The organism is Nannocystis pusilla (assembly GCF_020073745.1).
Classification (GTDB): domain Bacteria; phylum Myxococcota_A; class Polyangia; order Nannocystales; family Nannocystaceae; genus Nannocystis; species Nannocystis radixulma.
This window is the reverse complement of sequence record NZ_JAIRAU010000031.1, coordinates 200,554-226,183: the sequence shown is the minus strand read 5'-3', so window position 1 is coordinate 226,183 and position 25,630 is coordinate 200,554. Positions and strand designations below refer to the sequence as shown.

The window sequence follows — 25,630 nt, the reverse complement described above, 5'->3', positions numbered from 1 at the left end:
GCCGCGTCACTCGAGCGGCAGACGCACGCGGAAGGTCGAGCCGCGCCGCAGCTCGCTGGTGACGCTGATCGTGCCGCCGAGCAGGTCGCACAGGCGCCGGCTGATGGCGAGGCCGAGGCCGGTGCCGCCGAAGCGGCGGGTCGCGGTGTCGTCGACCTGCGTGAAGGCGTCGAAGATCGTCTCGAGCTTGTCGGGGGGGATGCCGATGCCGGTGTCGGCGACGACGATGTCGACGAACAGGCGCCCGCGCTCGCGGTGCTCGCCGGCCGACAGGGTGATCCGGCCGTCGACGGTGAACTTGTTGGCGTTGCCGAGGATGTTGAGGAGGATCTGCTGCAGCCGCAGCGGGTCGGTGTGGAGCAGCGGGCGCGGCAGGTCGACGTGCATGTCGAGCACGTTGCCCGCCTCCTTGACCGAGGGCGCCATGGTGGTCTGCAGCTCGTGCAGGAGCACGTGCAGGTCGACCGGCTCGGGCCGCACGTCGACGCGGCCGGCCTCGATGCGCGCGAGGTCGAGGACGTCCTGGATGAGGTTGAGCAGGTGGCGCGAGGCGACCTGCAGGCGGTCGACGTCGATGGTCAGCGCGTCCTGGCCGGCGTCGACCAGGTCCTCGCGGATGATCTCGGCGTAGCCGATGATCGCGTTGAGCGGCGTGCGCAGCTCGTGGCTGATGTTGGCCAAAAAGGCGCTCTTGGCCCGGCTGGCCGCCAGCGCCTCGTCGCGGGCGGCGACCAGGGCCTTCATCGTGTGCGACAGCTCCTCGCCCATCATGTTGAGGCCGATCGCCATCGCGTTGATGATCTCGTCGTTGTCGTCGTGGACCGGGACGCGCCGGTCGTAGTCGAGCGCGGCGTACGAGATCACGGTGTTGAACAGCTCCTCCATCTGCCGCTCGGTCCGCTCGCGGTAGGCGCGGAGGGCCGCCAGCTCGGCCGCGACCACCTGCAGCGCCGTCTCGGCGGCGGCCCGGGGATCGCTGGCGAACGCGCCGGCGTCGGGCGCCAGCGCGGCGACGTCGCGCAGCAGGGCGGCGATCCGCGGGTCGCTCGGGTCCCTGGCCGCGTCGCGGGCGGGCCGATTGCCTGACGAGTTCGCCGTCACACGACCTGCTCTTTGAGCCAGACGACCGCGTCGCTCTCGCGGTCGAACAGGCGCAGCGGGAAGGGGGGCCGGTGCACGTTGGTGTAGAAGTTGCCGAAGATCCGCCCGACCTGCGAGTCGATCAGCATGGCCAGCGCGCTCAGCCGGTTGGCGGCCTCGGGGCGGACGTAGTAGAGCCGGGCGTCGCGGTCGATGCCGCGGGAGTCGCGGGTGTCGAGCAGCATCGGCAACCTGCGCCCGCCGGCCAGCACGTCGACGGCGCGGGAGTTCTCGTGGGCGTCGTTCAGCGTGTGCGTCGCGGTCGGCAGCACGACGCAGCGCACGATCCCGTCTTCGAGCCAGATCCGCTCGGTGCGGGTCACGATCTCTCGCAGCTCCATGGTGGGCTCGTCGTCTCGGTTACTTCGGGGCGGCGACGATGAAGCTGCGCAGCCAGGCGATCGCCTCGTCGACGTCGGCGAACATGCGGAACGGGAAGCGGGTCTTGTTGAGGCCGATGAAGAAGTTGCCGATCACGCGGCTGACGTTGGAGCGCACCAGCATCGCCACCGCGAGGTTGACGCGCTGGGCGTCGGAGCCGGCGTAGTAGTCGCGGCACTCGCGGGTGGCCGAGCTCGCGTGCGCCCGCATGTCGAGCAGCAGCGGCCGCGGCTTGCCGGCGGCCAGCTCGGCGACGGCGGCGACGTTGGCGATCGCGTCATCGAGGTCGGCGACGAGGCCCGGCCGCACCTCGGCGATGACGTAGCCGTCAGGGTGGAGCCACAAGCGTTCGGTGCGGGTGTCGATGACGCCACGCGCGTCCTTGGGGATGAACGACTCGCTCATGCGCGGCCCCAGGATAGCGGACGCGTCGCGCGCTGGGTGCACGACGCGAGCGCGCGCGGGCGAGGCCGCGCGCGGCGCCGAGTTCGCACTCACCACGGGAAGATGCCCTGGCCGGGAGTCAGGGTGTTCGTGGGATCGAAGATCAGCTTGCGAGCGAGGAACTGCGGCCAGCGAGCGCCGTAGTGGAGGAGCCAGTCGCCGAAGTCGAGCTCGACGCTGCCGATCGAGTAGCGCTTGCCGCCGATCTCACGCACGCCCTCGTACACGGCGCGGTTCTTGGCCACGAGGTCCGCGGCGACCGCCGGGTCGGCCGACGGGGCCCAGCGCAGCAGGGAGAACAGCACGGTCACCGGCTCGCTCGGCAGCGGGATGAACGGCGCGGTCACCTTGGCCCGCGGGAACGGGTAGATGAGCACCGGGCCGTAGCCGATGTCGACGGCGGGGGTCTCGGCGAGGGTCGACTCGATGAAGTCGGCGGCCTCGGACAGCGGCAGGAAGAAGTCGGTGAGCGGGTGGGGCAGGTACCACTCGCCGGTGATCTTGGTGAAGGCGACGATCGGCGCCAGGCGGTCGAAGAAGTCGTAGAGCGGCAGGGTGTCGACCGCCTCGGTGCCGGGGATGAAGTTGAGGCCGGCGAGCATCGCCGCGTCGTCGGGCGGCGCGCCGGCGTCGAAGTACTTGACGGCCTCGATCGTGAGCACGTAGCTGTTGTCGGGCTGCGGGAAGCCGAGGCCCTCCACGTAGTCGAAGCGGCCCTCGTTCATCAGCGCGACCTGGTCGGCGAGCAGCGTGGCCGCGTCGGTGTAGACGGCGGTGTAGTGGCGCGCGAGCGGCTTGACGGCGATCAGCTTGACGCGGGCCTTGACGATGACGCCGAACTGACCGAGGCCGCCGCGCACGCTGTTGAACAGGGTCGCCTTGTGCGTGGGCGAACAGACCTCGAGGTCGCCGTCGCCGGTGACGACCCACAGCTCGAGCGCGTTGTCGGCCTGCAGCCCGTGCTGCGGGGTCTGACCGCCGATGCCGCCGACCGACAGCGTGCCGCCGATGCTGAGGTCGATGTGGTCGGTGAGCACCGGCGGGCTCTTGCCGAGCGGCAAGGTCTGCTGCAGCAGCTCGAACCACCGCACGCCGGCGTCGACGACCGCGTCGCCGGCGTTGATCGCGTGGATCTCCGACAGGCCCGACATGTCGATCACGAGCCCGCATTTGGCCTGCGACTGGCCCTGCGTGCTGTGGCTGTTGCCGACCATGCTCATCGGCCCGACCTTGATGCAGTGCTTGCGGCAGAACTTGACGGCCTTGCGGATGTCGTCGACCGAGGCCGGCACGAGCACCGCGAGCGGCATCTCGCTGACGATGTGGCCCCAGTCGTCGGCCGCGGCGGCGCGGTCGGCCGGGGCGGTGAGGAGCTCGCCGTCGAGGTCGGGGATCTCGATCGCGTCGGCGGCCGCGTCGGAGCACGACAGCCAGGCGTGGGCCGAAGGGCTGAAGGCCAGGACTGGGACCGCGGCGGCGCCGCTGCGCAGGAAGGCTCGACGGGTGTTACGAATCGTCATATCAAAGGCTCCTCGATCGCTGATGAGTACAATGCGGCGCGTACGTCGCAGCCGCTCAGAACACGGTAACAGAGCCGCCACGGCCGTCCCAGCGCGCTGTCCGCGGCATTCGTGTGTGCCGCTGTCTCATGCGAACGCCGCGGGTGAGCGCCGCGCTGACAGGCGTGCCCGCGGGGACATGGCTCAAAGGACATGTCTCAAAATCCACGGTCATCTGTCCGCACCCGGGTGCGCCCGGCCCCGTCGACGACCGCGGACGCGGGCGTCGGTGCACATGCACGAGCGCTCGTGCGCGTCGGCGTGCGATTGCCGGCAGGTCGTCGACTCTGGTACCTCCAGGGGCGATGACCGACGACGCCCGCCCGACCCAGTCGCCCGATCCCGCGGAGGCCGAGCGCCTCGCCGTCGGCGGGCTGTTTCAGCCGTTCTCGCCCGTGTATCAGGAGGACCCCGCGCGCAGCTTCTACGTCGAGGCCCACGCGCGCGCGCCGGTGGCCTACAGCCCGCAGTTCTTCGCCTACCTGGTGACGAGTCACGCCGACGTGATGCACGTGCTGCGCGACCCGGCGCTGTTCTCGTCGGCGCGCCTGCTCGAGCCGATGGTGCCGTTCGCGCCCGAGCTGCTGGCGCGCCTGCAGCAGGGCACGTTTCCGCTGCCGCCGGGGCTGTTCAACAACGACCCGCCGTCGCACACGCGCGCGCGCCTGTTGTTCTCGAAGGCGTTCACGCCGACGCGCGTGGCCGCGATGGAGCCGCAGATCCGCCGCTTCGCCGGCGAGCTGGCGGCCGAGCTCGCCGCCGGCCCGCCCGAGCTCGAGCTGATGCGCGACTTCACGTTCAAGCTGCCGATGAAGGTGATCGCGGCGCTGGTCGGCGTGCCCTACGAGGACATGCCGCAGCTCAAGGCCTGGCAGGACGACTGGTTCCGGCTCTACGACCCGACGGTCGACGCGGCGGGCAAGCTGGCCGCGGCCGACGGGTTCGTCGCCTACCAGCGCTACTACGCCGAGCTGATCGGCAAGCGCCGGGCTCAGCCGGCCGACGATCTGATCTCGGCGCTGCTGCGCGCGCGCGAGGGCGAGGACTCGCTCACGACCGAAGAGATGATCTCGCACCTGGTGGTGCTGCTGTTCGCCGGCTACGAGACGTCGGCCAGCCTGATGGGCTCGCTGCTGTTCGCGCTGCTCGGCGAGCCCGAGCTGTGGCGCCGCGTCGGCGAGGACGCGGCCCTGCTGCAGGCCGCCACCGAGGAGACGCTGCGCATGCACGCGTCGGTGCAGATGGAGCCGCGCCACACGACCCGCGCGACGGCGATCGGCGGCGTCGAGATCCCCGCCGGCGCGACCGTGATGACGTTCTTCGGCGCGGCCAACTACGACGCCCGCGTGTTCCCCGACCCGCTGCGCTTCGACCTCGACCGGCCGAACGGCGCCCGCCACCTCGGGTTCGGCTGGGGCATCCACAGCTGCCTGGGGGCGAGCCTGGCCCGCCTCGAGGTGCGCGTCGGCATGCAGGCGCTGCGCGCCGCGCTGCCCGACCTGCGCCTCGCCGAGGGCGCCCGCCGCAGCTACCTGCCGAGCCTGTTCTTCCGCACGCCGGCGGCGGTGCCGGCGGTGCGCGGGTGAATGCGAGGACATGCTCGAAGGGGCATGTCCTTGGCGACATTTCCGTTCAGGCAGGCTCCTGCGCGGTGAGGTGGCTGAAGGAGTGTGTTCGGAGAGACACGCCCGATCGATGCCTTGAAGGACATGTCCTGAAGGATGTTCGCTGAGGCGACGCCCGCCGCGCTGGCGCGCGGCGCGGCGACGCTGCACCCGCCGGGGCGAGGTCGAGGCGGGGCGGTCGAAGCCGCGGCCGCGACGGCCGAGGCCACGGCGGGCCGCGGCGTTGCCGGGGTGGTGACGGCTCGTACCTTCGGGCGATGGACCACGACATCGATCTGTCGACGGCGCTGTTCTCGCCGGAGGTGGCGAACAATCCGCACCCGCTGCTCCGGCGCCTGCGCGAGGCAGGGCCGGTGCACCGCCTGGAGCGCTACGGCTGGTGGGCCGTCACGCGCCACGCCGACGTGACGCAGATCCTCCGGCGACCCGACGTGTTCTCCTCGGACACGGGCCTCGACCGGCTCCGGCCGCCGTACGTCGAGGACCGGGCGTGGCAGGAGATCGAGCGCAGCCGCGGCCCCAGCATGGTGAACTCGGACCCGCCGGCGCACACGCGGTTGCGCCGGCTGATCGCCGGGGCGTTCGCGCCGCGGGCGATGGCGCGGATCGAGGCGCGAGTCCACGAGATCACGGCCGACCTGCTCGACCGGATCGTCGGCTGCGAGCGCTTCGACGTGGTCGACGACCTGGCGATCCCGCTGCCCGTGACGGTGATCGCGGAGATGCTCGGGGTCGACACCAGGGACAAGGCCGACTTCAAGCGCTGGAGCGACGAGCTGCTGGAGTTCGGCCAGCTGACGCGCGAGCAGCGGATGTCGCCGGCCGCGTCGGCGCGGCTGGTGAAGAGCCGATGCGAGCTGATCGCGTACCTCGAGGCGTGCGTCGAGGCGCGCCGCGAGGCGCCGCGGGACGACCTGATCAGCGAGCTCGTGCGCGCCGAGAGCGAGGAGGGGAAGCTGACGGCGAACGAGGTGCTCGGGATGCTGGTGCTGCTGCTCATCGCCGGCAACGAGACGACGACCAACCTGATCGCCACGGGGACGCACCTGCTGCTCGAGCACCCGGAGGCGCTGGCCGAGCTGCGCGCGGACCCGTCGCTGGTGCCCAACTTCCTCGAGGAGGTGCTGCGCTACGACGGGCCGGTGACGATGCTGTTCCGCCGGACCACCGAGGCGGTCGAGGTCGCCGGGACGACGATCCCGCGCGGGGCGCTGGTGCTGCCGCTGGTGGCCGCGGCCAACCGCGACCCGGACCAGTTCTCCGCCCCGGATCGCTTCGACATCCGCCGCGACACCCGCGGGCACCTCGGCTTCGGCCACGGCATTCACTTCTGCGTCGGCGCGCCGCTGTCGCGCCTCGAGGGGCGGATCGCGTTCACCGAGCTGCTGCGGCGGCTGCCTCCGTTCGCCCGCGTGGACACGCGGCCGAGCTGGCGCGACAACTCGACGTTCCGCGCGCTGCAGTCGCTGCGGCTCCGCTTCGAGCGCCGCGCGGCGTGAGCGGGCGCCTGGGACGCGCCCGCGGATGGCTCTGAGAGCATGTCCATCGGGACATGCTCTCTGCGACATGTCCGAAGATCAGCCGCCGGGGCGCGGCGCGCGGAGGGCGTCGATCCGCCAGGTGAACTCCTCGACGAGCTGCTCGGTCGCCGCGTCCTTGGTGAAGACGACGGCGCCGCCGCGGTCGACGAACAGGGTCGTCGGCAGGGTGTTGTAGCCGTTGTCCATGGCGTAGCGTTCGCCGAGCGCGACCTCGAGGCGGAGGTCGCGCTCGCGGAGCCACGCGGGCAGGTGGTCGGCCGCGTCGTCGAGGTTGATGGTGGTGACGACGACGTCGCGGCTGCCGGCGAACGCGTCGGCGAGCTGCTGCAGGTCCGGCATCTCGGCGACGCACGGGCGGCAGGTGGTCGCCCACAGGTTGATGACGGCGACGCGGCCGAGCAGGGCGTCGCTGCGCAGCTCGCCGCCGCCGAGCTTCGGCAAGGCGAACGGGGGCAGGGGCTTGGGCTCGGCGATCGCGGTGGCGAGCACCTGCTGGCGACGCACCTCGCGGATGCCGGCCTCGAGCTGTTCGCGGTGGCGGTCGTAGCCGCGCTCGCTGCCGTGCCGGCGCACGTAGAGCGCGCGCAGGGCCGTGTCGCAGACCTCGCGGCCGCGCCACGCCGCGGAGCCCTCGATCAGGAACTTTTCGGCGTCGGCGATGCGCCCCTCGGCCTCGGCGAGCGCGGCCAGCCTGACGAACAGCTCCGGCCGCTCGCGCGTCAGCGAGTAGGCCTTCTCGAGCGCCTCGCGGGCCTCGGGGTGCCGGCGCTGCGCGAGCAGGGCGACGCCGAGCGCCTCGTAGGCCGGCGCGAGGTAGAAGGCCGAGCTGCGCGCGAACTCGGCGGCGTCGCTCACCCGCGGGCGGATGCGCGCCACCAGGGCCTCGGCCCGCTCGATGCAGGTGCGGGCGATCGCCTCGGCCTCGGCAGTGTACGGCGTGCGCTCGGCGAGTTCGGCGGCGGCGGCGGCCACGGCGAACAGGTACACCTCGTCGTGCGGGGCCCACTCCTGCAACGCGGCCAGCACCGCCGCGGGCGTGGCGTCGGGGTCGTCGCGCACGAGGGTGTAGCGGAACCGGTAGGCGTCGGCGAGCTGGCGCGCGCTGGGCGGCGGACCGGCGAGGAACTCGTCCAGCGCCTGGCGGAGCCGCGCGTCCTTGGCCGGATCGGGGGCGTGCTGCCGCTGGCGCTCGTCGTGGGCGTAGGCCAGCCCCGCGAGCCGGGCGTGGCGCATCGAGCTGGCCGCCGGGCTGGCAGGGAAGCGGGCCAGGAGGTCGGCGGCCAATCGTTTGTGTGTCTCTGGGGACATGTCCCTGTAGACATTCGCGGCGGCTTCGAGGGCGCTCGGGTCGTCGCCGCGGCTCTGGAGGAGCAGCGCCACGTCGGCGTCGATCGCCGCGCGCAGCTCGCTCGCGGCGAGGCCGGGGGTGAGCTTGAGAGCGCGCCACAGCTCGGCGTGCAGCGCGGGCGCGTGGGGCGACAGCTCGAGCGCGCGGGCCAGGAGCGGCGCGGCCTCGGCGGGGCGGCGGCGCTCCAGCAGCCACTGCGCCGGCAGGAGCTCGGCGTCGACGCAGCGCGGGTCGGCGGCGCGAGCCCGGGCCGCGAGCTCGAACACCTGCTGCTCGTCGCTGTCCCTGGCCGAGCTCGCGCGCGCGAGCTCGAGCGCGAGCACGTCGGCCAGCGCCGGTTGCGGCTGTTCGGCGAAGAAGGCGGTGGTTTCGGCGTGGCCGCCGTGGCGCACGAGCCCGCGCCCGAGCTGCCACACCGCGTCGGGGTGGCCGGGCATGGCCGCGAGCGCCTCGCGGGCCGCCGGGACGCCCTCCGCGCCGCGCTCGGGGTGATCGATGAGCGCGCCGGCGCGGGCGAACAGGGCCCACGGATCGCCTGGCCGTTCGGACAGCATGGCGTCGGCCTGCGCGAGGGCGTCGCCGCCGGAGCGGGAGACGCACTGGATCGTCCAGGCCTGCAGCGGCGCGCTGTCGGGGTGGAGCAGGCGGAGGGCGGCACCGTCGCGGGCGCAGCCCCACCAGTCGTGCCCGAGGTAGCCGCGTCGCACCAACTCGGTAGCCCCGACGGCGGCCTCGTCGGGCGTGGCGGCGAGGTGCAATCGTGTGAGTTCAGGCGCCGCCTCGGAGCGGCAGGCCGCCAGGAGCAGCGAGAGGGTCAGCCCGTGACAGGAGACGAACGGGGAGAGGACGCGACGCGTGCTGGACATGTCTGCTCCGGCGGCTCAACGCTCGAGCCGCGGCCCGGGTCCATCGAGTGCAGGTCGAGCCCGCATGTCGTCGAGCGAAAGGTGACACGCCGGTCCGGCATCTTGCGCATCGTGAGCGAGCTGCGCGTCCATCCTTGCGAAGAGCCGCTCGGTGTTCATGGGGGCGACGATCGCAGGTGCGGCGGCGACTGTCGAGTCGGCGAGGGTCGACGCGGCGGGAATGCAGCCCCGGAGAGCAGGGTCCTTCACGCGATGTCGTGGACGCGGCGCCTGATGATCTTCGCGACGATCGCCGCGGCAAGTTGCGTCCGGCGTCCTGCATCCTCCGAGGTCACGACGGCCGCATCCTTCTCGCTGGCCGAGCTGCGCGCGGAGGTCGACAGGTACGTGTGCGCCGTCTGGACGCCCGAGGTCCAGCAGTGGGGCGTCGACATGCTCAGCGAGGCGTGTGGGGCGGAGCGAGATCCCACGCTCGGAGAATTGGTGCGCGCGGCGGTCTTGCGGAGCAAGACGATCGTGCCGCTGGCGACGGCCGCGTACGACGCCTTCGACGCCGGGGCCTCCGGGCTCGACCAGGCCTCGGCGGACGCGCTCGCGCGGCGATCGATGTGGAGCGACCCGCTCCTGAGTCGTGCGATCCTGCTGCAGCTCCGGGGCGCGATCGATGCGATGCACGCGCGCTGCGATGATTGTCCGCGGCTCGCGGTCGCGCCGGTCGAGGTCGAGTGGGAGGACTTCTCGCCGTACCTGCAGGCCTATTTCTGGCCCGTGCAGGCGACTCCGGGCGGGCCAGTGGAGATCTTCGTCTGCTCGGGGACCCACGGGGCGGGCGAGCTGCCGGCGAACGAGCCGCTGCGGCAGGCCGGGTTTCTGGTGGCGGTGCAGTTCGTCGACGATGCCGAGACGGAAGCGCAGATCGAGCAGCTCCATGCCCGGCACAACGGCGACGCGTCTCGCTCGGCGCACGGGATGGCGCGAGAGATCGACGCGTTGATTCAGTCGCCCACGGGACGGGCGCGCACGTGTCGAGCGCTCCGCGAGGTCGAGTGGTTCACGGGCGTCGTCGTCCGCGCGTGCGAGGCTTCGCCGCGCGGCTGAAGTTCAGCCGCGCGGCGGCGAGGCGAGCTGGCGCAGGCGGGCGATCCGGCGCTCGACGCGGCCGTAGACGGTGCGCTCGGGGTAGCGGAAGGCGGCGGCCTCGTCTTCGGGCTCGGTCGGCGTGCCGGCGGGCTCGCCGAGGATGAGCTCGACGCCCTCCTCGACGGTGCTGATCGGCCAGATGAAGAAGCGGCCCTGGGCGATCGCCTCGAGCACGTCCTCGCCGAGCACGAGGTTGCGGACGTTGCTCTCGGGGATGACGACGCCCTGCGTGCCGGTCAGCGCGTGGGCGCGGCAGACCTCGAAGAAGCCCTCGATCTTCTCGTTGATCCCGCCGACCGGGAGGACGCGGCCGCGCTGGTCGACGCTGCCGGTGATGCCGATGTCCTGGCGCGCGGGCACGCCCGACAGGCTCGAGAGGATCGCGAACAGCTCGGCGGTGGAGGCCGAGTCGCCCTCGATCGGGGTGTAGGTCTGCTCGAACACCACCGAGGCGCCGAAGCTGAGCGGGAAGTCGCGGGCGAAGCGGTCGTGCAGGTAGCCGCTCAGGATCAGCACGCCCTTGCTGTGGATCGGGCCCGACATCTCGACCTCGCGCTCGATGTTGAGCGGGCCGTGGCTGCCGGCGTAGGTGACGGCGGTGACGCGGCTGGGGCGGCCGACCGACTGGAAGCCGTCGGACACGACGGCGAGGCCGTTGATCTGGCCGACGCTCTGGCCCGAGACCTCGACGCGGATCAGGCCGTAGCGGTGGAGGTCGAGCAGGCGGTCGCGCATCTGACCCTGACGGTCGCGGATCAGGCGCAGCGCGGCGCGCAGGTGCTCCTCGGTCATCTCGTCGGCGTCGCGCGCCAGCGAGGTCGCCTCGGTGATGAGGTCGCTGAGCAGGCCGAGGTTGGTGGTGAGGCGGTGCTGGTCCTCGGCCAGGCGCGCGCCGTACTGCATCAGGAAGGCGACGGCGCTGCGCGAGCAGCGGGACAGGCCGCGGTTCGAGGCCAGCCAGGCGGCCACGCCGGGGTACACGCGCAGACCTTCCTCGAAGGACATGTCGTCCTCGAAGTCGGCCCTGATCTTGAAGAGGCGGCTGAACTCGGGGTCGAGCTCCTGCAGCTGATGGATGAGGTCGGGGTCGGCGACGAGCACGACCTTGACGTCGAGCTCGACCGGCTGGATCCGCAAGCTCGGGCCCTCGTCCTCCTCGTGCGGCTGGATCGCCCGCGCGAGCAGGCAGGCCTTGAGGTGCTCGTAGACGGCCTCGCGCTTGACCAGCGCCTCGGCGTCGATGATGAGAAAGCCGCCGTTGGCGCGGTGCAGGTCGCCGGCGAGGATCGTGCCGGGCTCGGGGTAGCGGCTGTCGTTCGAGCCGGCGACGACGCGGCCGAACAGGCCCGAGAGGGTGACGTTCTGCGCGTGGATGATCGGCGCGACGTCGTCGGGGCGGCTGGTGACGAGCAGGGTCGGCACGACCAGACCGGCCGGCAGCGGCACGCTGGTCAGCGGCAGGTGGTGGCCCTCCTCGAGGTGGTAGACCTGCTGCAGGTGCTCGTGCAGCCGCTGGCTGTACTTTCGCACCTGTTCCGTGGGCAAGGCGCGCTCGGGCACCTGGGCGAAGCAGCCGGCGATGTTGTTGCGCAGGGCGGCGCGCTGGCGCTGCAGCAGCGAGGCCAGGATCTCGGCCTCGAGCAGGGCGAGCTGGCGCTGGGTCTCCTCGACGTGCGGCCGCACGGCCTCGATCGCGTCGAGGACCTGGCGGTTGAGCCGGGCCTCGGCCTCGCCGGCCTCGGCGGGATCGGCCGCGGGGTCGCTCGCCGCGGGAGCAGCGGCGTCCGCGGCGGCGTCGTCGTCGTCGTCGTCGAGCGGGACGAAGTCGAAGCCGTCGTCGCCGGCGACCAGGCCGAGGCCGTGCTCGGCGGCTGGTCGTGGATCTTGCGCTCGGCGGCGCTCTGCTCGCGGTGGATCTCGACCTGCAGCCGGTGGCGGACGCGGCCCTCGAACACCTCGTGGACGGCGGCCTCGAGGCGGGCGTGCAGCTCCTCCATGGCGCGGACGAAGGCCGGACCTGCCCCTGCGGGCAGGAACGCCGGGACAGGTTCCAAAGGCCAGCGAGGATTGACGAGCAGGACCAGGTCGCGCGGCGCCGGGCGGCGGGCGGCCTCCTCGCGGGCGAGGGCGACCGCGGTGAAGGTGCGGCCGGTGCCGCGGCGGCCGACCACGGCGACGTTGAAGCCGGGGGCGCGCTCGGCCAGGCCGCGGCGCAGGGCCATGGCGGCGCGGTGCTGCGGGGCGATCCGCAGGTCGAGCACGAGCTCGGAGGGGCCCTCGGGCAGGGCGTCCTCGCGGACGCTGACGGTGCACTGCTCGGGGCCGAGCGGCGAGACCTGGCCGGGGCGCCGGCCGGCGGCCTCGACGGCGACGGGAGGCGCCTCGGCCTCCGCGTCGGCGGCCAGGCGAGTGGTGACCGACGGCGACGCGACCGGCTCCGGGGCGCCCCGGGGGGCGCGGCCGGAGCCGGTGCGGGGCGATTTGGGGCTCGGACGGGAGCGCGAGGGCATCTCAGCTCGCCGGCGCCGGCTCGGGCACCTCGTCAGCGACGGGCGTGTCGCCGCCGATCGCGGTGATCGTGCGGGCGATGTTCTGCCGCTGGTCGGCGTCGGTCTCGGGGTGCTCGCTGAGCTCGCGGAGGATCTGCAGCATCAGGGTGCGGGTGTCGGCCGGCCCGGCGTTGATGAGCTGCTCGAACGTGGCGGTGCAGTCGTCCTCGTCGCCGCGGGTGCGCAGGATGCGGATCACGCAGGTGTAGGCCCACTCCGGCGCGCGGTGGTAGAGCGACGGGAGGCCCCCGAGGAGCACGCCGAGGTAGGCGTCGAACTTCTCGAGGACATAGAGGATGTTCCAGTAGACGCCGTGCGGGTCGTTGTCCTCGAGCAGGTCGAGCAGGCGCGGCAGCACGGCCGGGTCCTCGATCTGCTCGAGCAGCTCGACCAGCGGCGGCAGCTCCTCGCGGATCTCCGTCTCGCTGCCGAACTGCGCCAGGTGGTGGATCCGCTGCAGCAGCCCGCTCAGGTTGTCCAGGCTCGGCGGCGGCGGCTCGTCGTCGAACTCGTCGTCCTCCTCGGCGATCTCCAGGACGCTCTTCTTGCGCTCGGCGGGCGGCGGCGGGGCGACGGGCTGGAGCACCAGCGGGGACAGCGGCGGCGCAGCAGGCGCGGCGCGCGGCGGCAGCTCGAGCTCGCTGTCCTCGTCGCCCTCGTCGGCCGTCACCTCGTCGAGCTCGCCGGCGTCATCGACGTCGTCGATCGCCTCGACCTCGTCGAGCTCCTCGGTGTCGTCCTCGAACTCGGGCTCGGGGGCCTTGGCCGGCTTGCGCGCGGGCTTGGCGGCCTCGGTCTTGGCGGGCGCCTTGGCCTTCTTGGGCTCGGCGGCCGGCTTGGACTTGGCGGCCTTGGCCGGCTTGGCCGCGGGCTCGGCCTTGGCCGGCTTGGCGGCGGTCTTGGCCTTCTTCGGCTCCTCGGCGGCCGGCTTGGCCGGCTTGGCTGCCTTGGCCGTCTTGGCGACGGCGGGCTTGGCGGCGGCGACCTTCTTGGCCGCGGCGGGGGCCTTCTTGGTCGCGGCTGCCTTGGCGCTGACCTTGGCCTTGGCGCTCACCTTGGCCTTGGTGGGCTTGGCGGCCGGGGCCTTGCTGGTGGCCTTTTTGGCGGGTTTGGATCGCGTCGACGCTGCCACGCGGCTTTTCTACGCGATCGTACGCGGGGATGGCAAGCCCTCGAGCGAGAGGGGGTAGACTCCGGGCCGTCATGGCGTCGCGAACAGTGGTGGATTCGGTCGTCTGCGTGGAAGCTCCTCCGGCGGGCGCCGCGGCGGCCGAGGCCCGCGCCAGCGCGCTGCGGGCCCGCTTCCCGGGGGCCATTGTCGAGCGCTATCTCGACCGCGCGCCGGAGGTGGGTGAGCGCGTCCGCGTCGCTGCGGGGGCGGCGGTGATCGGGGACGTGCTGCTCGCCGACGACGTGAGCGTCTGGTACGGCTGCGTCGTGCGCGGCGATGTCAACCGCGTCGAGATCCGCGAGCGCAGCAATGTGCAGGACGGCACAGTGATCCACCTCGGCGATCGCGATCCGACCTTCGTCGCCGAGGAGGTCGTGATCGGCCACCGGGCGGTCGTGCACGGGTGCCGGATCGGCGGCGGGACGCTGGTCGGGATCCAGGCGACGATCCTCGACGGCGCGGTGATCGGCGAGGGCTCGATCGTCGGCGCCGGCGCGCTGGTCACCGCCGGCACCGTGGTGCCGCCGCACTCGCTGGTGCTCGGCGCGCCCGGCAAAGTGATTCGCACGCTGACCGCCGCCGACGAGGCGATGCACCGCGGGCTGGCCCACAAGTACGTGCGCCTGGCCCACAACTACCGGATCGGCTGAAGCGCCGGACGCGCCACCGGGCTCAGCCGGACGTCGAGGTGCCGGTGGTCGTGGTGGTCGAGGTGCCGGTGGTCGTGGTGGTGCCGTCGTCGCTGTCGGTCGAGGTCGAGGTCGAAGTCGAGCTTGTGGTGGTGGTGTCGCCGTCGCCGTCGGTCGAGGTCGCGCCGGTGCTGACCCCGAGGTCAGGTGGCTCGCAGACGCCGTCGGCGGTGCGACAGCGCAGGTCGCCGCAGCACGACTGATGGTCGAAGCACCAGCGCCCGAGGTCGAGCGCGCCGATGCAGGCGCTGTCCTCGACGCACTCGGCCGGGCCTCGCTCACCGCCGAGCTCGCCGGTGGTCGGGCCGTAGGCGGCGACACAGATCGCGTCGGTGTCGCAGTCGCCGCTCCGCATGCAGCCGGTGGTGCCGGTGGTGCTCGCCGCCGAGGTGGGGGGCTGGCCTCCGCCGGCGCTGTCGGTCACCGCCGGGAGCGACGGCGAGGGGCAGGCGGCGAGGACGAGGAGGACGGCGAGGCGGCGCACGCAGGCGACGATAGCAGGCCGCGGCTCAGGGCTCGAACACGCAGCGGACGCGGAACGGCTTGCGATTGCGCGGGATGGTGGTCTCCTGGCCCGACTTCGGGTCGACGATCCAGGCCTGCGCGGCGTCCTCGGCGAAGGCGGTGCGGGTCCAGTGGAAGCCCTCGGCCTGCTCGAGGCCGGCGATCTCGCCGAGGCGCTTGACCTCGTCGCGGTCGGGCAGGCGCCAGTGCTCGAAGCCGCCGAGCTCGAGGTCGCGGCAGTGCGTCTCGCCCGCAGGCTGCAGCAGGTCGGGGCAGGGGTGGCCGGGATCGCAGCGCTGGACGTAGATCGGCTTCTTGCGGTCGGGCAGCAGCGCGGCGCCGTCCGGCGGCGGCGGCGGGTTCAACCTGGGCTCGGCGAACGGCTCGCTCCTGGCCGGCGGCGGGGTCGCGGGCTCGGCCGGCGGAGCAGGAGCCGCCGCGGGGGCGGTCTTGGCCGCCTCGGAGCCGCAGGCGCACAGGAGAGCGAGGGCGAGGAGCGGGCGCGCGTGCACGGGGAGAGGGTAAACAGGTCGCGCAGGACCCGCCAGCGCGGTGACGGCGCGAAACTGCGCGGGCTGTCGGAGCGCGGCGGGGCGGATTCGGGTCGTGGCGGCAGGGCGAGTGAGCCGGCGCCGCGGGGGGTCGCGCTGCGGTATGGTGGCGGCGATGGGCGCCGGGACGATCGCGCTGCTGTGGGCGCTGGCGGGTGAGCCGGCGGGCGCGGGTGTGCAACTGGCGAGCAGCGACGCCGCGGGGCCGATCGAGGCCGAGCGGGCGGCGGTCTCCGGCGACTACTCGGCGGCGCCGGGGGTCGAGGTGCCGCCGGCGATCGAGCCGCGCCTGGCCGAGCTGGCGGCGGCGTTCCGCCGCGCGACGGGCAAGCCGCTGGTGATCACCGACGGCACGCGGCGGCCCGAGGTGCAGGCGGAGCTGATGCTCCGCAACCTCGAGCGCGGCGACGACGTGGTCCGCAACTACGCCAACAAGTCGGCGGCCCGGGCGGTCGCGGAGGCGTACGCGCAGGCGCGCGCGGGCGGACGCGCGGCGGCGCTGGCGGCCCTGACGACGGTGATCCGCGCGCAGGTGGCCGCCGGCGACTACGTGTCGAAGCACCTGCGCGAGGGCGCGGTCGACGTGCGCTGCACGGGGCTCGACAAGCGCGAGCGGGCGGCGCTCAAGCGGTTGGCGAAGGCCCGCGGGATCGCGGTGGTCGACGAGAGCCGCACCAGCACGCCGCACTACCACCTGAACTTCGTGCGCTGAGCGGGCCGGGGTCGCGTCTCCGGGACCTGTCCCGAGAGGCAGGTGCGATCGCCGGCGAGCGGCAGGCGCTTGCGCGGGGGGTCGGCGGCGGGTAGCCTGGGGGCGGCCGAAAAAGGTGGACCGGTTCGGTGAGCCCCGGTCAGCCCGCGCTCCTGCGGGTCGATGTCCCCCCGCGAGGGTGAGTTCCCACGGCCGTTTCAGGGCGCTCCGCGCCCGGGAGGCTCACCATGCAATTGAATCACCTCGACCTTCAGGTCACCGACGTCGCGCAGAGCGTCGAATTCTTCGAGCAGATCTTCGGCCTCGTGCTGCAGTCGAACCGGCGCTCCCCGGCGATCGCGATCCTCGGCGACGGCGCCGGCTTCGTGCTGGTCCTCCAGCGGCGCGACGCGGTCGCGTACCCCGAGGGCTTCCACCTCGGCTTCCTCGTCGAGGACGTCGCGCTCGTGTACGCCGCGCACGCGCGCGCGAGCGCGGCCGGCCTGGCGGTCACGCCCGTCGAGACCGACAACCGCAGCACCCGGATCTACTGCCGCGCGCCCGACGGCTACGCGGTCGAGGTCGGCTGCCCGCGCCGCCGCGACGGGTGAGGGAGACATGCCCTGACGGACATGTCCGTGGGGGCATAAACGATGAGGCATGTCCGATTGGACATGCCTCGAGGTGCACGTCAGCCGGCGGCCCGAGGGGCGAAGGCGCGGTCGACCAGGGCGGCGAGGGCGGCGGCGTCGTGCTCGCCGGGGACGCGGCCGAGGGTGCGCTCCATGTCGCGGATGACGGGCGGGAGGGCGCGGCGGCGCTTGCCGCCGACGTCGGCCTCGGCGGCGAGGCGGGCCGGCCGGGGGCGGACGGGCCAGCCCGGCAGGTCGAGGAGGCCGGCCAGCTCGTCGCGCTGCTCGGGCGTGACCTCGGCGAGGGCGCGCAGGGCCAGCTCGCTCAGGACCTCGCCGGCCAGCTCCAGCTTGTCGCGCATGTACGCGTGGACCTCGTCGGGGCTCATGTCGCGGGTGAGGTCGAGGTAGAGGTTGGCGAGCATCGACGGGATCACCGGCAGGAGCACGTGGGCCTCGCGCGGGACATTGTCGGCGCGGCGGGCCCACTCGGCGAGCAGCTTCTGGGCGCGGAACTGCAGGGCGGCGAACTCGCGGCCGAGGACCTCGAAGCGCTCGTGCTGGTCGCCGGGCAGGCGGTAGAGGCCGCGGAAGAAGTACTGGCAGACGAACGACCAGTAGACGAAGTCGTCCCAGTAGACCTTGGCCGGCAGCACGCGCGGGCTGCCGTAGACCGGGGCGGCCTTGCGGTAGGTCTCGCAGGTGGTGTCGAAGAACTGCAGGTAGACGCGGTCGAAGCGCTCGGCGACGGCGGCATGATCGCCGCCGCGCAGGTAGGCCTTGACGATCTCGACGGTGAACGAGTTGGCGAGGGCGATGAAGTCGGAGCCCGGCGAGTAGAACGGGTCGGAGAAGGCGCCCGCGTCGCCGACCAGCGACCACCGCTGCGGCGAGAACATGCGCGCGGTGGCGTGGCTGTAGTGCTTGAGGCACAGGAAGTCGACCAGCGGCAGGTCCTTGATCTGCGCGTGGCAGCGCGGCTCGTGCTTCTCGACCCACGCGAGCGCGCGCTCGCGGGTGCGGATGGTGTCGAACGGGTGCAGCTCGTCGTGGACGACGATGCCGATCGAGGTGTGGGCCTGGCCGTCGTCGCCGGGGGCGAGCGGGATGTACCAGAGCCAGTAGCCGGGGCCCATGAAGTGGACGGTCGAGAACCAGCGGATGTGCTCGGGGTCGCGCTGGTGCCACGCGGTGGCGCTCGCCGGCACGAGGTCGGCGACGTCGACGCGGCCGGGGACGCGCCACCAGGCGGCGTTGGCGAGGTGGCCGCTCGGGCGGGTGAGGCCGAGCTTGGCGCGCAGCAGGCCGCGGCGGCCGCTGGCGTCGACGAACCAGCCGCAGCGCAGCGTGCGGGGGTCGCCGCCGCCGTGGGACTCGACGTGGACGAGGTGGTCGCCGTCGCCCTCGGCGAGCGCGACGTCCTTGACCACGCAGCCCTCGATCAGGGTGACGCCTGCCTCTTCGTTCATGTCCCGAAGATCTTGCTCGAGGCGGCCGCGGTCGAGCTGGAACGAGGGCACCTTGGCGCGCTCGGGCGGGCCGATCTCGGTGCGGTGCTCGAGCGCGTGGGTGGTGCCGCCGCCGGGGTAGAAGCGCAGGCCGTTCTTGAGGTAATGCTTCTCGCGCAGGTAGCCGTCGAGGCCGAGGACGACGCTGAAGTAGTGCGAGCCCAGCTCGACCGAGGACTCGCCGACCTTGTGCGCGGCGACGGGCAGCGGCCGGCGCTGGCGCTCGATCACGGCGACCGTCGCCTCGGGGACCTCGCGGCGGAGGTGGCGGGCCAGGGTGAGACCGGCGAGGCCGCCTCCGCCGATCACGATGTCGAAGCGGGGGGCTGGCGACGAATCAGGGCGTTCTTGGGACATGAGCGCGAGCGGGGGGAGGATAGCGGAGCGCGCCGGCGATGGTGCGTGCGTTCTCGCGCCCGCGGGGCCGCGCACGGGCGCTCGAGCGCAGCAGGAAGACGCCCGCGTTCGGTCCCGGCGGCCGGGATATCCTCGGCCCCGTGATGTCCCGCGGCTGGTTGTTCGTGTCCGTCCTGTTCCTCTCACCCGCGTGCGGCGAAACCGGCGGCGAGACCGCGACCCTCGGGACGACGTCGACGACGACGGGCGCCACGGCGACGACGACCCCGGCGACGACGACGACGAGCACGGGGGTGCCGACGACCAGCGGCACGACCGAGGGCACGGCGGCCGAGAGCCCGACGACGTCGACCACCGAACCGGCGACGACGATGACCGGCACGAGCGAGCCGGGGACGACCGGGACGACGACGACGGGGACGACGACGACGACGACGGGGACGACGACGACGACGACGACGACGACGACGGGCGAGCCGGGGACGACAAGCACGGGCGGCAGCTCGACGACGACCGGCAGCGGCGTGGAGCCGCCGCCGCCGGACATGCTGGCCGGCTGTCAGACCTGCGATTGCTGCGATCCGTGGTGGATCTCGTGGGACGAGGTGCCGGGCGCGACCTACTATCAGGTGCGCTGGAAGTGCTCGATCAACCCCGAGCAGGTCCACGACGTCGGGGCGGTGACGATGATCGCCGACGTGTGCAACGACATCGACATGTGCAACGGCATGTGCGCGTTCACGGTCGCCTACATCCGCGTCGAGGCGTGCAACGAGGACGGCTGCTCGGCGCCGGTCGACATCCCGACGGCCGGGACGCCGCTCACGTGCGGCGGCGGCTGCTGCTGCTGAGCGGGTGCACGAGAGGACATGCGCTTCGGGGCATGTCCTGGGCGCCATGTCGATGTCGACCTGCCCTCAGGTGCGCCAGCACTCGACGCGGTCGATCGTCTTGTGGCTGGAGGGATCGACCGCGCTCCAGTAGACGATGCAGCGCTTGCCGGTGATGAATGCGGCCTGGATCAGCTCGCGCAGCTCGGTGTAGAGCGGGTTGTTGCGCCACAGGCAGGCCCAGGCCGACTTGCCGGGGATCGACGGCTTCATCTGCAGGCACGGACCGCGGCCCTGGTGGCCGCTGTCGAGGTGGATGAGGTCGATGCGGCCGTAGTTGTTGCCGCTGTAGTCGTCGTCGTCGGCGCGCGCGCGCTCGGGGACGACCAGGACGGCGAGGACGGCGAGGGTGCGGACGAGGTGGTTCACGCGGGGCTTTCTGGGCGACAGGTCCGGGGCATCCCACCGCCGATCGGACCGGCGGCTGCGGGCGCGGGCGCGCGAGGCGGGCGATCATGCGGGCGTGCACGGCGATTCACGGGGCGTGTGATCGTGGCGACAGGGGGCCTGCGGGGGCCGGGGCCGGCGGCGTGCGGGTCTGCGGCGGGCCCGGCGTCGGCGGCCGCGACTCGGGTAGGATCGCGGCGATGTCCGTCTCGCGTCGCGCCGCCTCGCTCGTGCTCTCGCTGTCGTTCGCCTGTCAGGGTCAGGTCGAGGAGCCGACCGAGACCGCGGCGCCGATGTCGACTTCGACCTCGACGTCGACCGGCGACACCGGCTCGACGGGCCCGACGACCGGGGCGACGACGACCGCGGGGCCGATGACGATGCCCACCGCCGACGAGTGTGACAGCCACGCGATCGGCGACTGGGCCAAGTGCCAGGACGGCAACCTGATCGACAACACGGCCTGCGGCTGGCAGGAGAGCGGCGCGGCCGGGATGCTGCTGTGCCTGGCGCCGACCAGCGGCGCGCTCAATGTCTGCGGGATCCGCGACTGCGTCGACGTGTGCGACTGCTTCGCGCCGCCGGCCACCGGCACCGCCGTGCCGGTGTGCGCGCCGATCTTCGGCGGCGGCGGCAACGGTTGCGCGCTGTACTGCGCCGGCGGGCAGATCTGTCCCGACGGGATGGTGTGCCAGTCGGGCTATTGCTACTGGGAGAACTGAGCTGTCCTGCGGGACAGGTCGCGACGAGGCGCGGCGGCTACGGGCGCGGGGCGAGCTGGGCGGCGCGGCGGACCACGACGTCCTGCAGGGCGTGGCGCATGTCGCGGAGGATCCGCAGGCCGCCGAGGTTCAGGTCGAGGTCGACGAAGGTGCGGGCGAGGTCGGGGCGCACGCCGCTGAGAGTGCACTCGGCGCCGAGGAGGCGGACGGCGCGGGCCATGACGCCGATGGCGGCGGCGGTCTGCTCGTCGCAGTCGTCGAGGCCGGTGAGGTCGAGGATGACGTGGCGGGCGCGGGTGCGGGCGAGCTCCCCGAGCAGGCGCTCGGTCATCTGGGCGCTGCGCTCCTCGCCGAGGATGCCGATGATCGGCAGGGCGAGGACGTCGCTCCAGACCTCGAGGACAGGTGTGGACAATCGCTCGACGGAGCGGCGCAGGCGGGTGATGAGGGCCCGATTCTCGCGGTCGAGCTGCTCGAGCGCGGCCTTGGCGTGGGCCAGGCCGTCCTCGACGCGGCGGCGGCCTTCGGCGTCGAGGGCGCGGGCGACGGCGTCGGCGACGGCGGCGGCGAACATCTGCTCGTCGCGCGAGAACCGGCGCGCGGGGCCGACGTACTCGTTGCACAGCACGCCGACGAGGCGGCCGCGGCGGCGGATCGGCGCCTCGAGCAGCGCGCCGATGCCGTGCGGGGCGAGGTAGGTCGCGGCGAGCTCGCGGGTGGCCGGGTCGTTGGCGGCGTCGGTCGCGGCGATCGTGCGCGACTCGGCGAGCGCCCGGAAATAGGCCGGATAGTCGCGCGCTTGCAGCAATTCGCCGGCGGTGTGCGCGTGCGGGCCGCGGCAGTAGAGGTCCTGGCACTCGATGGCGATCTGGTCCTTGGTGTAGAGCCAGACCGAGCTCCGCTCGCAGGCGAGGCCCTCGGCGGCGACCTCGGTGAGCAGCGGCAGCGCGCGGTCGAGGTCGCCGCCGTCGATCGCATCACTCCTGCTCAGGCGCAGCAACAGCTCGTCGTGCCGCTGCAGCACGGCCTCGCGCTCCAAGGCGAGGTCCTGTCGCGTCTCGTCCACCATCGTCCACCCCCTCTATCACACCGGGGCGAAGCGGCGGAAATGTCGGCGGTGCACCGATACGAGCGCTAGCGCTCATTCGGTGTACCAATGATACAGGGAGACGTCGCCGATGTCGTAGGCGCCGCGGCCGTCGAGCACGACGGTGACCGGGTCGAAGCGGACAGTCGTTCCGCCCGGCTCGCGCGGGCCCTTGTCGTTGCCGGGCGCCACCGCGATGGCCCCACGCGTGACGCCGCGGGCCGTGAAGCGGCCGTTGGCGTCGCTGCGGACCCGTTTCTCGCCGATTCGCACGCTGACGCCGGAGACGCGGCTCCGTGACACGCCGTCGGGGACGAGCCGACCCCGTACGGTGTACGGCTCGGGAGCGGACGGTTGTTCGGCGCGGCCGAGCAGCCACGTGTGCGAGAAGTTGCCGCGAGCGAACAGCAGCGGGCCGCGCGGACCACCGCCGGCGAGCAGGCTGAGAGAGACCTCCCCGGCCAGCGAGATCTCGGTCTGCGGGACGCCCGTGGCCGCGTCGAGGGCGACCAGCACCTCGCCGGCCCGCGTGACGTAGACAGCGTCGTGGTCGGCGAGCAGCACGTACGGGTCGAGGCCGTCGCGCCGCCACAGCTCGCGACCGCTGACGACATCGCGCGCCCGCAGGGTGACCTGACCGCGTCTGTCGGGGGCGTCGAAGGCGAGCAGGCGGCTGTCCTCGAGGACAGCCGATGCGACGCTGCCCTCGGAAAGGGCGGCGCGCCACAGGCAGCGCGCGTTGCCGTGGGCGATCCGCCCGAGCTCGGCGCCGCTGCTCGGGTCGAGCCGGTGGTGACCGTCGCCGCCGAGGTCCTCGACGATCAGCGCGCCGCTGCCCGTGGCGACGCCGCAGCCGTCGGCGACGGGGACGCCGGACCAGAGGATCACGCCGGTGACGGGATCGAAGGCGAGCAGGCCGCGGTCGCCGAGCACGTAGCCGCGCTCGCCGTCGGTCCACAGCTTGCTGGCGCGGGTGAACTTCTCCTGCTCGCCGCCGGTGAGCCGCCACAGCTCGCGGCCGTCCTCGAGGCCGAAGCCGACGATCGCGTCGGCCTGCTGGCCGTAGATCTCGGCGACGAAGGTGCGCGGGGCGACGAACTGCTCGTAGGTGCTCCCGTAGTTGGAAAACGGGATCTGCCAGTCGATCTTGTAGGTGGCCCGGTCGACCGCGACGAAGCGGTGGTTGCTGCCCCAGCCGCCCTGCATGAGCAGGGCGTCGTCGCCGAGCAGGCGCACGGGGACGAATTCCCGCAGCCCCTCGGGGAAGGCGTGGCGCTCGATGGCGCCGGTCAGGCCGAGGTCGGGCGTGCCGTCGGTGCCGACCAGCCAGTCGTCGCCGAGCGGCCACCAGCGCCGCGCCTCGTGGTTGCCCTCGCCGTGGTGGATGAGGGCGAGGTTGGCGAGCGGTCGCTCCGGCGGGTGGCGCGGGGCCGGGGGGGCGAGGATCGCCAGCGAATGGGCGCCGGGGCTGTGCACGTCCCAGTTGTCGACGTCGGGGATGAAGACGTCGGAGAAGGGGGCGGCGACGCAGCGGATGCCGCTGGTCGGGGAGGGGGCGGGCGGCGGAGGTTGGACGGAGTCGAGCGGCGGGTCGTCGCGCCAGCTGCCGTCGCGCAGCCGGCTGCCGTCGCCGGCCACTGTCCACTCGGCGACGTTGCCGACGAGGTCGAACACGCCGCCGGCGTCGGCCGGAAACTGGCCCACGGGACAGGTGAACGGATCGCCGTCGCGGACGCAGGCGCGGGTCGGGTCCGGCGGCGTGGCGACCCCGCGCCAGCCGCCGGCGCGGGCGGCCCGCGACCACTCGACGTCGGTCGGCAGGCGCTTGCCGACCCAGTTGCAATAGGCGCGGGCCTGCTCGAGGTCGACGCAATTGATCGGGTGGTCACCGCGGTCGGCCCGGGTGAGGTTGCAGGCCTTGCCGTCGCCGAGGCTCGCCGGGGTGCAGGCGCCGTTCTTGACGCACGCGCCGTAGGTGGCGGTGATGACCTCGGCGGTGTCGATGCAGAAGCGGTCGCCCGCGGGGGCGCCGGCGGGGTCGGCCTCGATCAGGGCCATGCCGGGCGGACACGGGCTCTGCGGCTCGCGCGGGTGCTCGTGCGGGGTGCATGCGAGGAGCACGAGCAGGCCGATCCAGCGCGAGGTCATGCGCCGACGCTATCACGGGCGGCCGGCGTGCGCGGGCGCGGGCGCGGCCCGAAGGTCACGCCGGCGGCGGGAATGCGCGGAGTCCCCGATGCGTCGCGGGGCAGGGCCGTGAGACACTGGCGGAGCGACAGGTCATGCCGACGCTGATTCCACGCGCCGAGGCGCTGCGGCAGATCGAGGCCGAGGGCGGGACGCCCGAGTGCCTGATGTGCGCGATCGTGCGGCGCGAGGTCGGGGCGACCTATGCGATCGCCGAGGACGCGACGATGCTGGTGATGCTGCCCCGCTACGTGCGGCGCTGGGGCCATGTGATGGTGGTCCCGAAGCCGCACGTGACGTCGTTCGCGGAGGTCGACCCGGCGCTGTGGGCCCGCGCCAATCAGCTGGCCCACCAGGCGGCGCGCATGGTCGAGCGGGTGATGCGGCCGCGTCGCTGCTACGTGGCGTCGACGGGCAGCAGCGCGGGCGAGTTGACGCAGACGTCGCGCCACTTGCATGTGCACGTGATCCCGCTGTACGAGGCCGACGACCGCCCGAGCGACGTGTTCTCGTGGGCCGAGGGGATCTACGTCGGGACGCCGGAGGAGTGGGAGGCGCTGCGCGCCAGCTACTGCGCGGCGTGGGACGCCAGCTGATCGGCGGGGAAGGCGACGGCGGGCCGGTGCACGAGCGGGGCGCCGGCGGGATCGTAGCCGCGCAGGGCCTCGGCGACCGCGGCGAGGTTGCTCGGGGTCGGCCGGTAACGCTCGTTGTCGAAGGCGAGGATGGCGTGCCAGCGGTCGAGCGGGGTCGGGCGCGGGGCGGCGCTGGCCCAGCTCGCGGCCGCGGGGGCGCGCACGGCCTCGGCCGGCAAGTGGGCCAGGTCGCCGCGGCGCAGCGACTCGAGCAGGTCGATGTCGGCGTCGACGCGGGCGCGGATCGCCGGGGTGGCGACCGACCACTCGGCGATCTTCGACTCGTTGCAGACGATGTACTCGCGGAAGGCCACGGGGTCGTCGGGGCCGTCGCGGACGTGGTAGACGGCGCCGATCCGCCCGGGGTCGGCGACGGCGACGGACAGATCGACTGGCCTTCCGGACATGTCCACGAGGACAAACGGCTCGGCGGCCCGCGGGCGCACGGCGACGATCAGCGCGTCGGGGGCGAGGTCGATGCGGACGAGGGCGTCGCCGTAGCGGCGCGCGCCGAGGCCGAGAGTGGTGGCGAGCGGGCTGGTCCAGGCGTAGCGGCGGCGGCGATGCCGGGGGTGATCGCGCAGGACGGCGGCGAGCGGGTGGCCGGCGCCGACGAGGACGTCGAGGGCCCGCAGGTACGGGGAGCGCTCGCCGACGTCGCCGTCGGCGACGAGCAGGCGATGCGAGGCGCGGAGAGCGTCGATCTGCTCGCGGGTGGTCCAGGTGTAGAGGACGGAGCGCGCGAAGTCGTCGTGATGCACGGCCGGGTCGTCGCGCGGGGTATCGATTGCCGAGAGAACGGTGTTCTGCGGCGATTCCTGGGCGGGGGGCGAATCGCCGGAGGGGCGTGGCGGTGCGTCCGGGACGACAGGGGCGCCGCACGCGAGCGAGAGGACGAGCGAGGCGGTCGCGCCCAGGCGGGCCGGCGCGGGCAGGGCTGCGGGTGCGGCGAGGCGCACGCGGGCAGGATAACCGCATGCGCGGGCGGATCGAAAGGGGCCGGGCGGGGCGGGCGCGCCGCCAGTC

The 25,630-nt window shown here is 73.2% G+C and carries 24 protein-coding genes; 9 read left to right on the top strand and 15 right to left on the bottom strand.

Translation table 11 applies throughout. From position 1 onward, the window contains the following. Positions 1-6: 6 nt before the first annotated feature. From K7C98_RS25050 to K7C98_RS25035, 4 genes are all read right to left on the bottom strand, one after another. Positions 7-1,101: a sensor histidine kinase gene (locus K7C98_RS25050; RefSeq protein ID WP_224194281.1), complete on the bottom strand. Its 1,095-nt coding sequence runs from the start codon at positions 1,099-1,101 to the stop codon at positions 7-9. After that, positions 1,098-1,481, bottom strand: a complete 384-nt coding sequence (locus tag K7C98_RS25045) for a hypothetical protein (protein WP_224194280.1) — start codon at positions 1,479-1,481, stop codon at positions 1,098-1,100. Before K7C98_RS25045 ends, K7C98_RS25050 begins: the two co-directional genes overlap by 4 nt. Positions 1,482-1,500: 19 nt before the next feature. Beyond that, positions 1,501-1,926 (bottom strand): hypothetical protein, encoded by a 426-nt coding sequence (locus K7C98_RS25040; RefSeq protein WP_224194279.1) that lies wholly within the window; start codon positions 1,924-1,926, stop codon positions 1,501-1,503. An 89-nt stretch (positions 1,927-2,015) separates the two neighbouring features. Further along, the gene (locus K7C98_RS25035; RefSeq protein WP_224194278.1) at positions 2,016-3,485 is read right to left on the bottom strand and encodes an FAD-binding protein; all 1,470 of its coding nucleotides are present in this window, start codon (positions 3,483-3,485) and stop codon (positions 2,016-2,018) included. A gap of 344 nt (positions 3,486-3,829) precedes the next feature. Between K7C98_RS25035 and K7C98_RS25030 the strand changes: the two genes are divergently transcribed. Beyond that, complete coding sequence (locus tag K7C98_RS25030; protein WP_224194277.1) at positions 3,830-5,110, top strand: cytochrome P450; 1,281 nt, start codon at positions 3,830-3,832, stop codon at positions 5,108-5,110. Between the two features lie 296 nt (positions 5,111-5,406). Next, positions 5,407-6,648 carry a cytochrome P450 gene (locus K7C98_RS25025; protein ID WP_224194276.1) on the top strand — a complete coding sequence of 414 codons (1,242 nt, stop codon included), beginning with the start codon at positions 5,407-5,409 and terminating at the stop codon, positions 6,646-6,648. Positions 6,649-6,726: 78 nt separating this feature from the next. Here K7C98_RS25025 and K7C98_RS25020 read toward each other — a convergent pair whose 3' ends face one another. Continuing rightward, positions 6,727-8,904, bottom strand: a complete 2,178-nt coding sequence (locus K7C98_RS25020) for a redoxin domain-containing protein (protein WP_224194275.1) — start codon at positions 8,902-8,904, stop codon at positions 6,727-6,729. A 252-nt stretch (positions 8,905-9,156) separates the two neighbouring features. Here K7C98_RS25020 and K7C98_RS25015 point away from each other — a divergent pair, with 252 nt between their 5' ends. Then, positions 9,157-10,002 (top strand): hypothetical protein, encoded by an 846-nt coding sequence (locus K7C98_RS25015; RefSeq protein WP_224194274.1) that lies wholly within the window; start codon positions 9,157-9,159, stop codon positions 10,000-10,002. 3 nt (positions 10,003-10,005) lie between these two features. Here the strand turns inward: K7C98_RS25015 and K7C98_RS43885 are convergent, their stop codons facing one another. The 3 genes from K7C98_RS43885 to K7C98_RS25000 are packed head-to-tail and all read right to left on the bottom strand — an operon-like array spanning position 10,006 to position 13,725. After that, positions 10,006-11,466, bottom strand: a complete 1,461-nt coding sequence (locus K7C98_RS43885; RefSeq protein ID WP_346660299.1) for an AAA family ATPase — start codon at positions 11,464-11,466, stop codon at positions 10,006-10,008. Between the two features lie 29 nt (positions 11,467-11,495). After that, positions 11,496-12,554, bottom strand: coding sequence for a hypothetical protein (locus tag K7C98_RS44995; RefSeq protein WP_346660298.1), 1,059 nt, complete (start codon positions 12,552-12,554; stop codon positions 11,496-11,498). 1 nt (position 12,555) lies between these two features. Further along, the gene (locus K7C98_RS25000) at positions 12,556-13,725 is read right to left on the bottom strand and encodes a hypothetical protein (RefSeq protein ID WP_224194273.1); all 1,170 of its coding nucleotides are present in this window, start codon (positions 13,723-13,725) and stop codon (positions 12,556-12,558) included. A 71-nt stretch (positions 13,726-13,796) separates the two neighbouring features. Here K7C98_RS25000 and K7C98_RS24995 point away from each other — a divergent pair, with 71 nt between their 5' ends. Beyond that, positions 13,797-14,414, top strand: coding sequence for a gamma carbonic anhydrase family protein (locus K7C98_RS24995; RefSeq protein ID WP_224194272.1), 618 nt, complete (start codon positions 13,797-13,799; stop codon positions 14,412-14,414). Between the two features lie 22 nt (positions 14,415-14,436). Here the strand turns inward: K7C98_RS24995 and K7C98_RS24990 are convergent, their stop codons facing one another. Continuing rightward, positions 14,437-14,937: a hypothetical protein gene (locus K7C98_RS24990; RefSeq protein WP_224194271.1), complete on the bottom strand. Its 501-nt coding sequence runs from the start codon at positions 14,935-14,937 to the stop codon at positions 14,437-14,439. Between the two features lie 25 nt (positions 14,938-14,962). Further along, positions 14,963-15,469: a DUF1566 domain-containing protein gene (locus tag K7C98_RS24985; protein WP_224194270.1), complete on the bottom strand. Its 507-nt coding sequence runs from the start codon at positions 15,467-15,469 to the stop codon at positions 14,963-14,965. A gap of 154 nt (positions 15,470-15,623) precedes the next feature. Here K7C98_RS24985 and K7C98_RS24980 point away from each other — a divergent pair, with 154 nt between their 5' ends. Further along, entirely contained in the window at positions 15,624-16,220 is a 597-nt protein-coding gene (locus K7C98_RS24980; protein WP_224194269.1) for a hypothetical protein, read from the top strand. A 227-nt stretch (positions 16,221-16,447) separates the two neighbouring features. Then, on the top strand, positions 16,448-16,810 hold the full coding sequence (locus K7C98_RS24975) for a VOC family protein (RefSeq protein WP_224194268.1): 363 nt from the start codon (positions 16,448-16,450) through the stop codon (positions 16,808-16,810). A gap of 80 nt (positions 16,811-16,890) precedes the next feature. On the opposite strand, the gene K7C98_RS24970 is transcribed toward K7C98_RS24975, so the two are convergent. Beyond that, positions 16,891-18,696: an NAD(P)/FAD-dependent oxidoreductase gene (locus tag K7C98_RS24970; RefSeq protein ID WP_224194267.1), complete on the bottom strand. Its 1,806-nt coding sequence runs from the start codon at positions 18,694-18,696 to the stop codon at positions 16,891-16,893. Between the two features lie 140 nt (positions 18,697-18,836). Here K7C98_RS24970 and K7C98_RS24965 point away from each other — a divergent pair, with 140 nt between their 5' ends. Beyond that, positions 18,837-19,547 carry a hypothetical protein gene (locus K7C98_RS24965; RefSeq protein ID WP_224194266.1) on the top strand — a complete coding sequence of 237 codons (711 nt, stop codon included), beginning with the start codon at positions 18,837-18,839 and terminating at the stop codon, positions 19,545-19,547. A gap of 66 nt (positions 19,548-19,613) precedes the next feature. On the opposite strand, the gene K7C98_RS24960 is transcribed toward K7C98_RS24965, so the two are convergent. After that, positions 19,614-19,955: a hypothetical protein gene (locus K7C98_RS24960; protein WP_224194265.1), complete on the bottom strand. Its 342-nt coding sequence runs from the start codon at positions 19,953-19,955 to the stop codon at positions 19,614-19,616. A gap of 218 nt (positions 19,956-20,173) precedes the next feature. Between K7C98_RS24960 and K7C98_RS24955 the strand changes: the two genes are divergently transcribed. Next, positions 20,174-20,695, top strand: coding sequence for a hypothetical protein (locus K7C98_RS24955; protein ID WP_224194264.1), 522 nt, complete (start codon positions 20,174-20,176; stop codon positions 20,693-20,695). Between the two features lie 37 nt (positions 20,696-20,732). On the opposite strand, the gene K7C98_RS24950 is transcribed toward K7C98_RS24955, so the two are convergent. Both K7C98_RS24950 and K7C98_RS24945 read right to left on the bottom strand, forming a co-directional pair. Beyond that, complete coding sequence (locus tag K7C98_RS24950; RefSeq protein WP_224194263.1) at positions 20,733-21,764, bottom strand: GAF domain-containing protein; 1,032 nt, start codon at positions 21,762-21,764, stop codon at positions 20,733-20,735. 72 nt (positions 21,765-21,836) lie between these two features. Beyond that, positions 21,837-23,930 carry an SUMF1/EgtB/PvdO family nonheme iron enzyme gene (locus tag K7C98_RS24945; protein WP_224194262.1) on the bottom strand — a complete coding sequence of 698 codons (2,094 nt, stop codon included), beginning with the start codon at positions 23,928-23,930 and terminating at the stop codon, positions 21,837-21,839. A gap of 134 nt (positions 23,931-24,064) precedes the next feature. Between K7C98_RS24945 and K7C98_RS24940 the strand changes: the two genes are divergently transcribed. Beyond that, a complete protein-coding gene (locus K7C98_RS24940) occupies positions 24,065-24,565 on the top strand; it encodes an HIT family protein (protein ID WP_224194261.1) in 501 nt (166 codons plus the stop codon). Here the strand turns inward: K7C98_RS24940 and K7C98_RS24935 are convergent. Next, positions 24,538-25,563 carry a hypothetical protein gene (locus K7C98_RS24935; protein ID WP_224194260.1) on the bottom strand — a complete coding sequence of 342 codons (1,026 nt, stop codon included), beginning with the start codon at positions 25,561-25,563 and terminating at the stop codon, positions 24,538-24,540. The genes K7C98_RS24940 and K7C98_RS24935 overlap by 28 nt on opposite strands. Positions 25,564-25,630 lie beyond the last annotated feature (67 nt).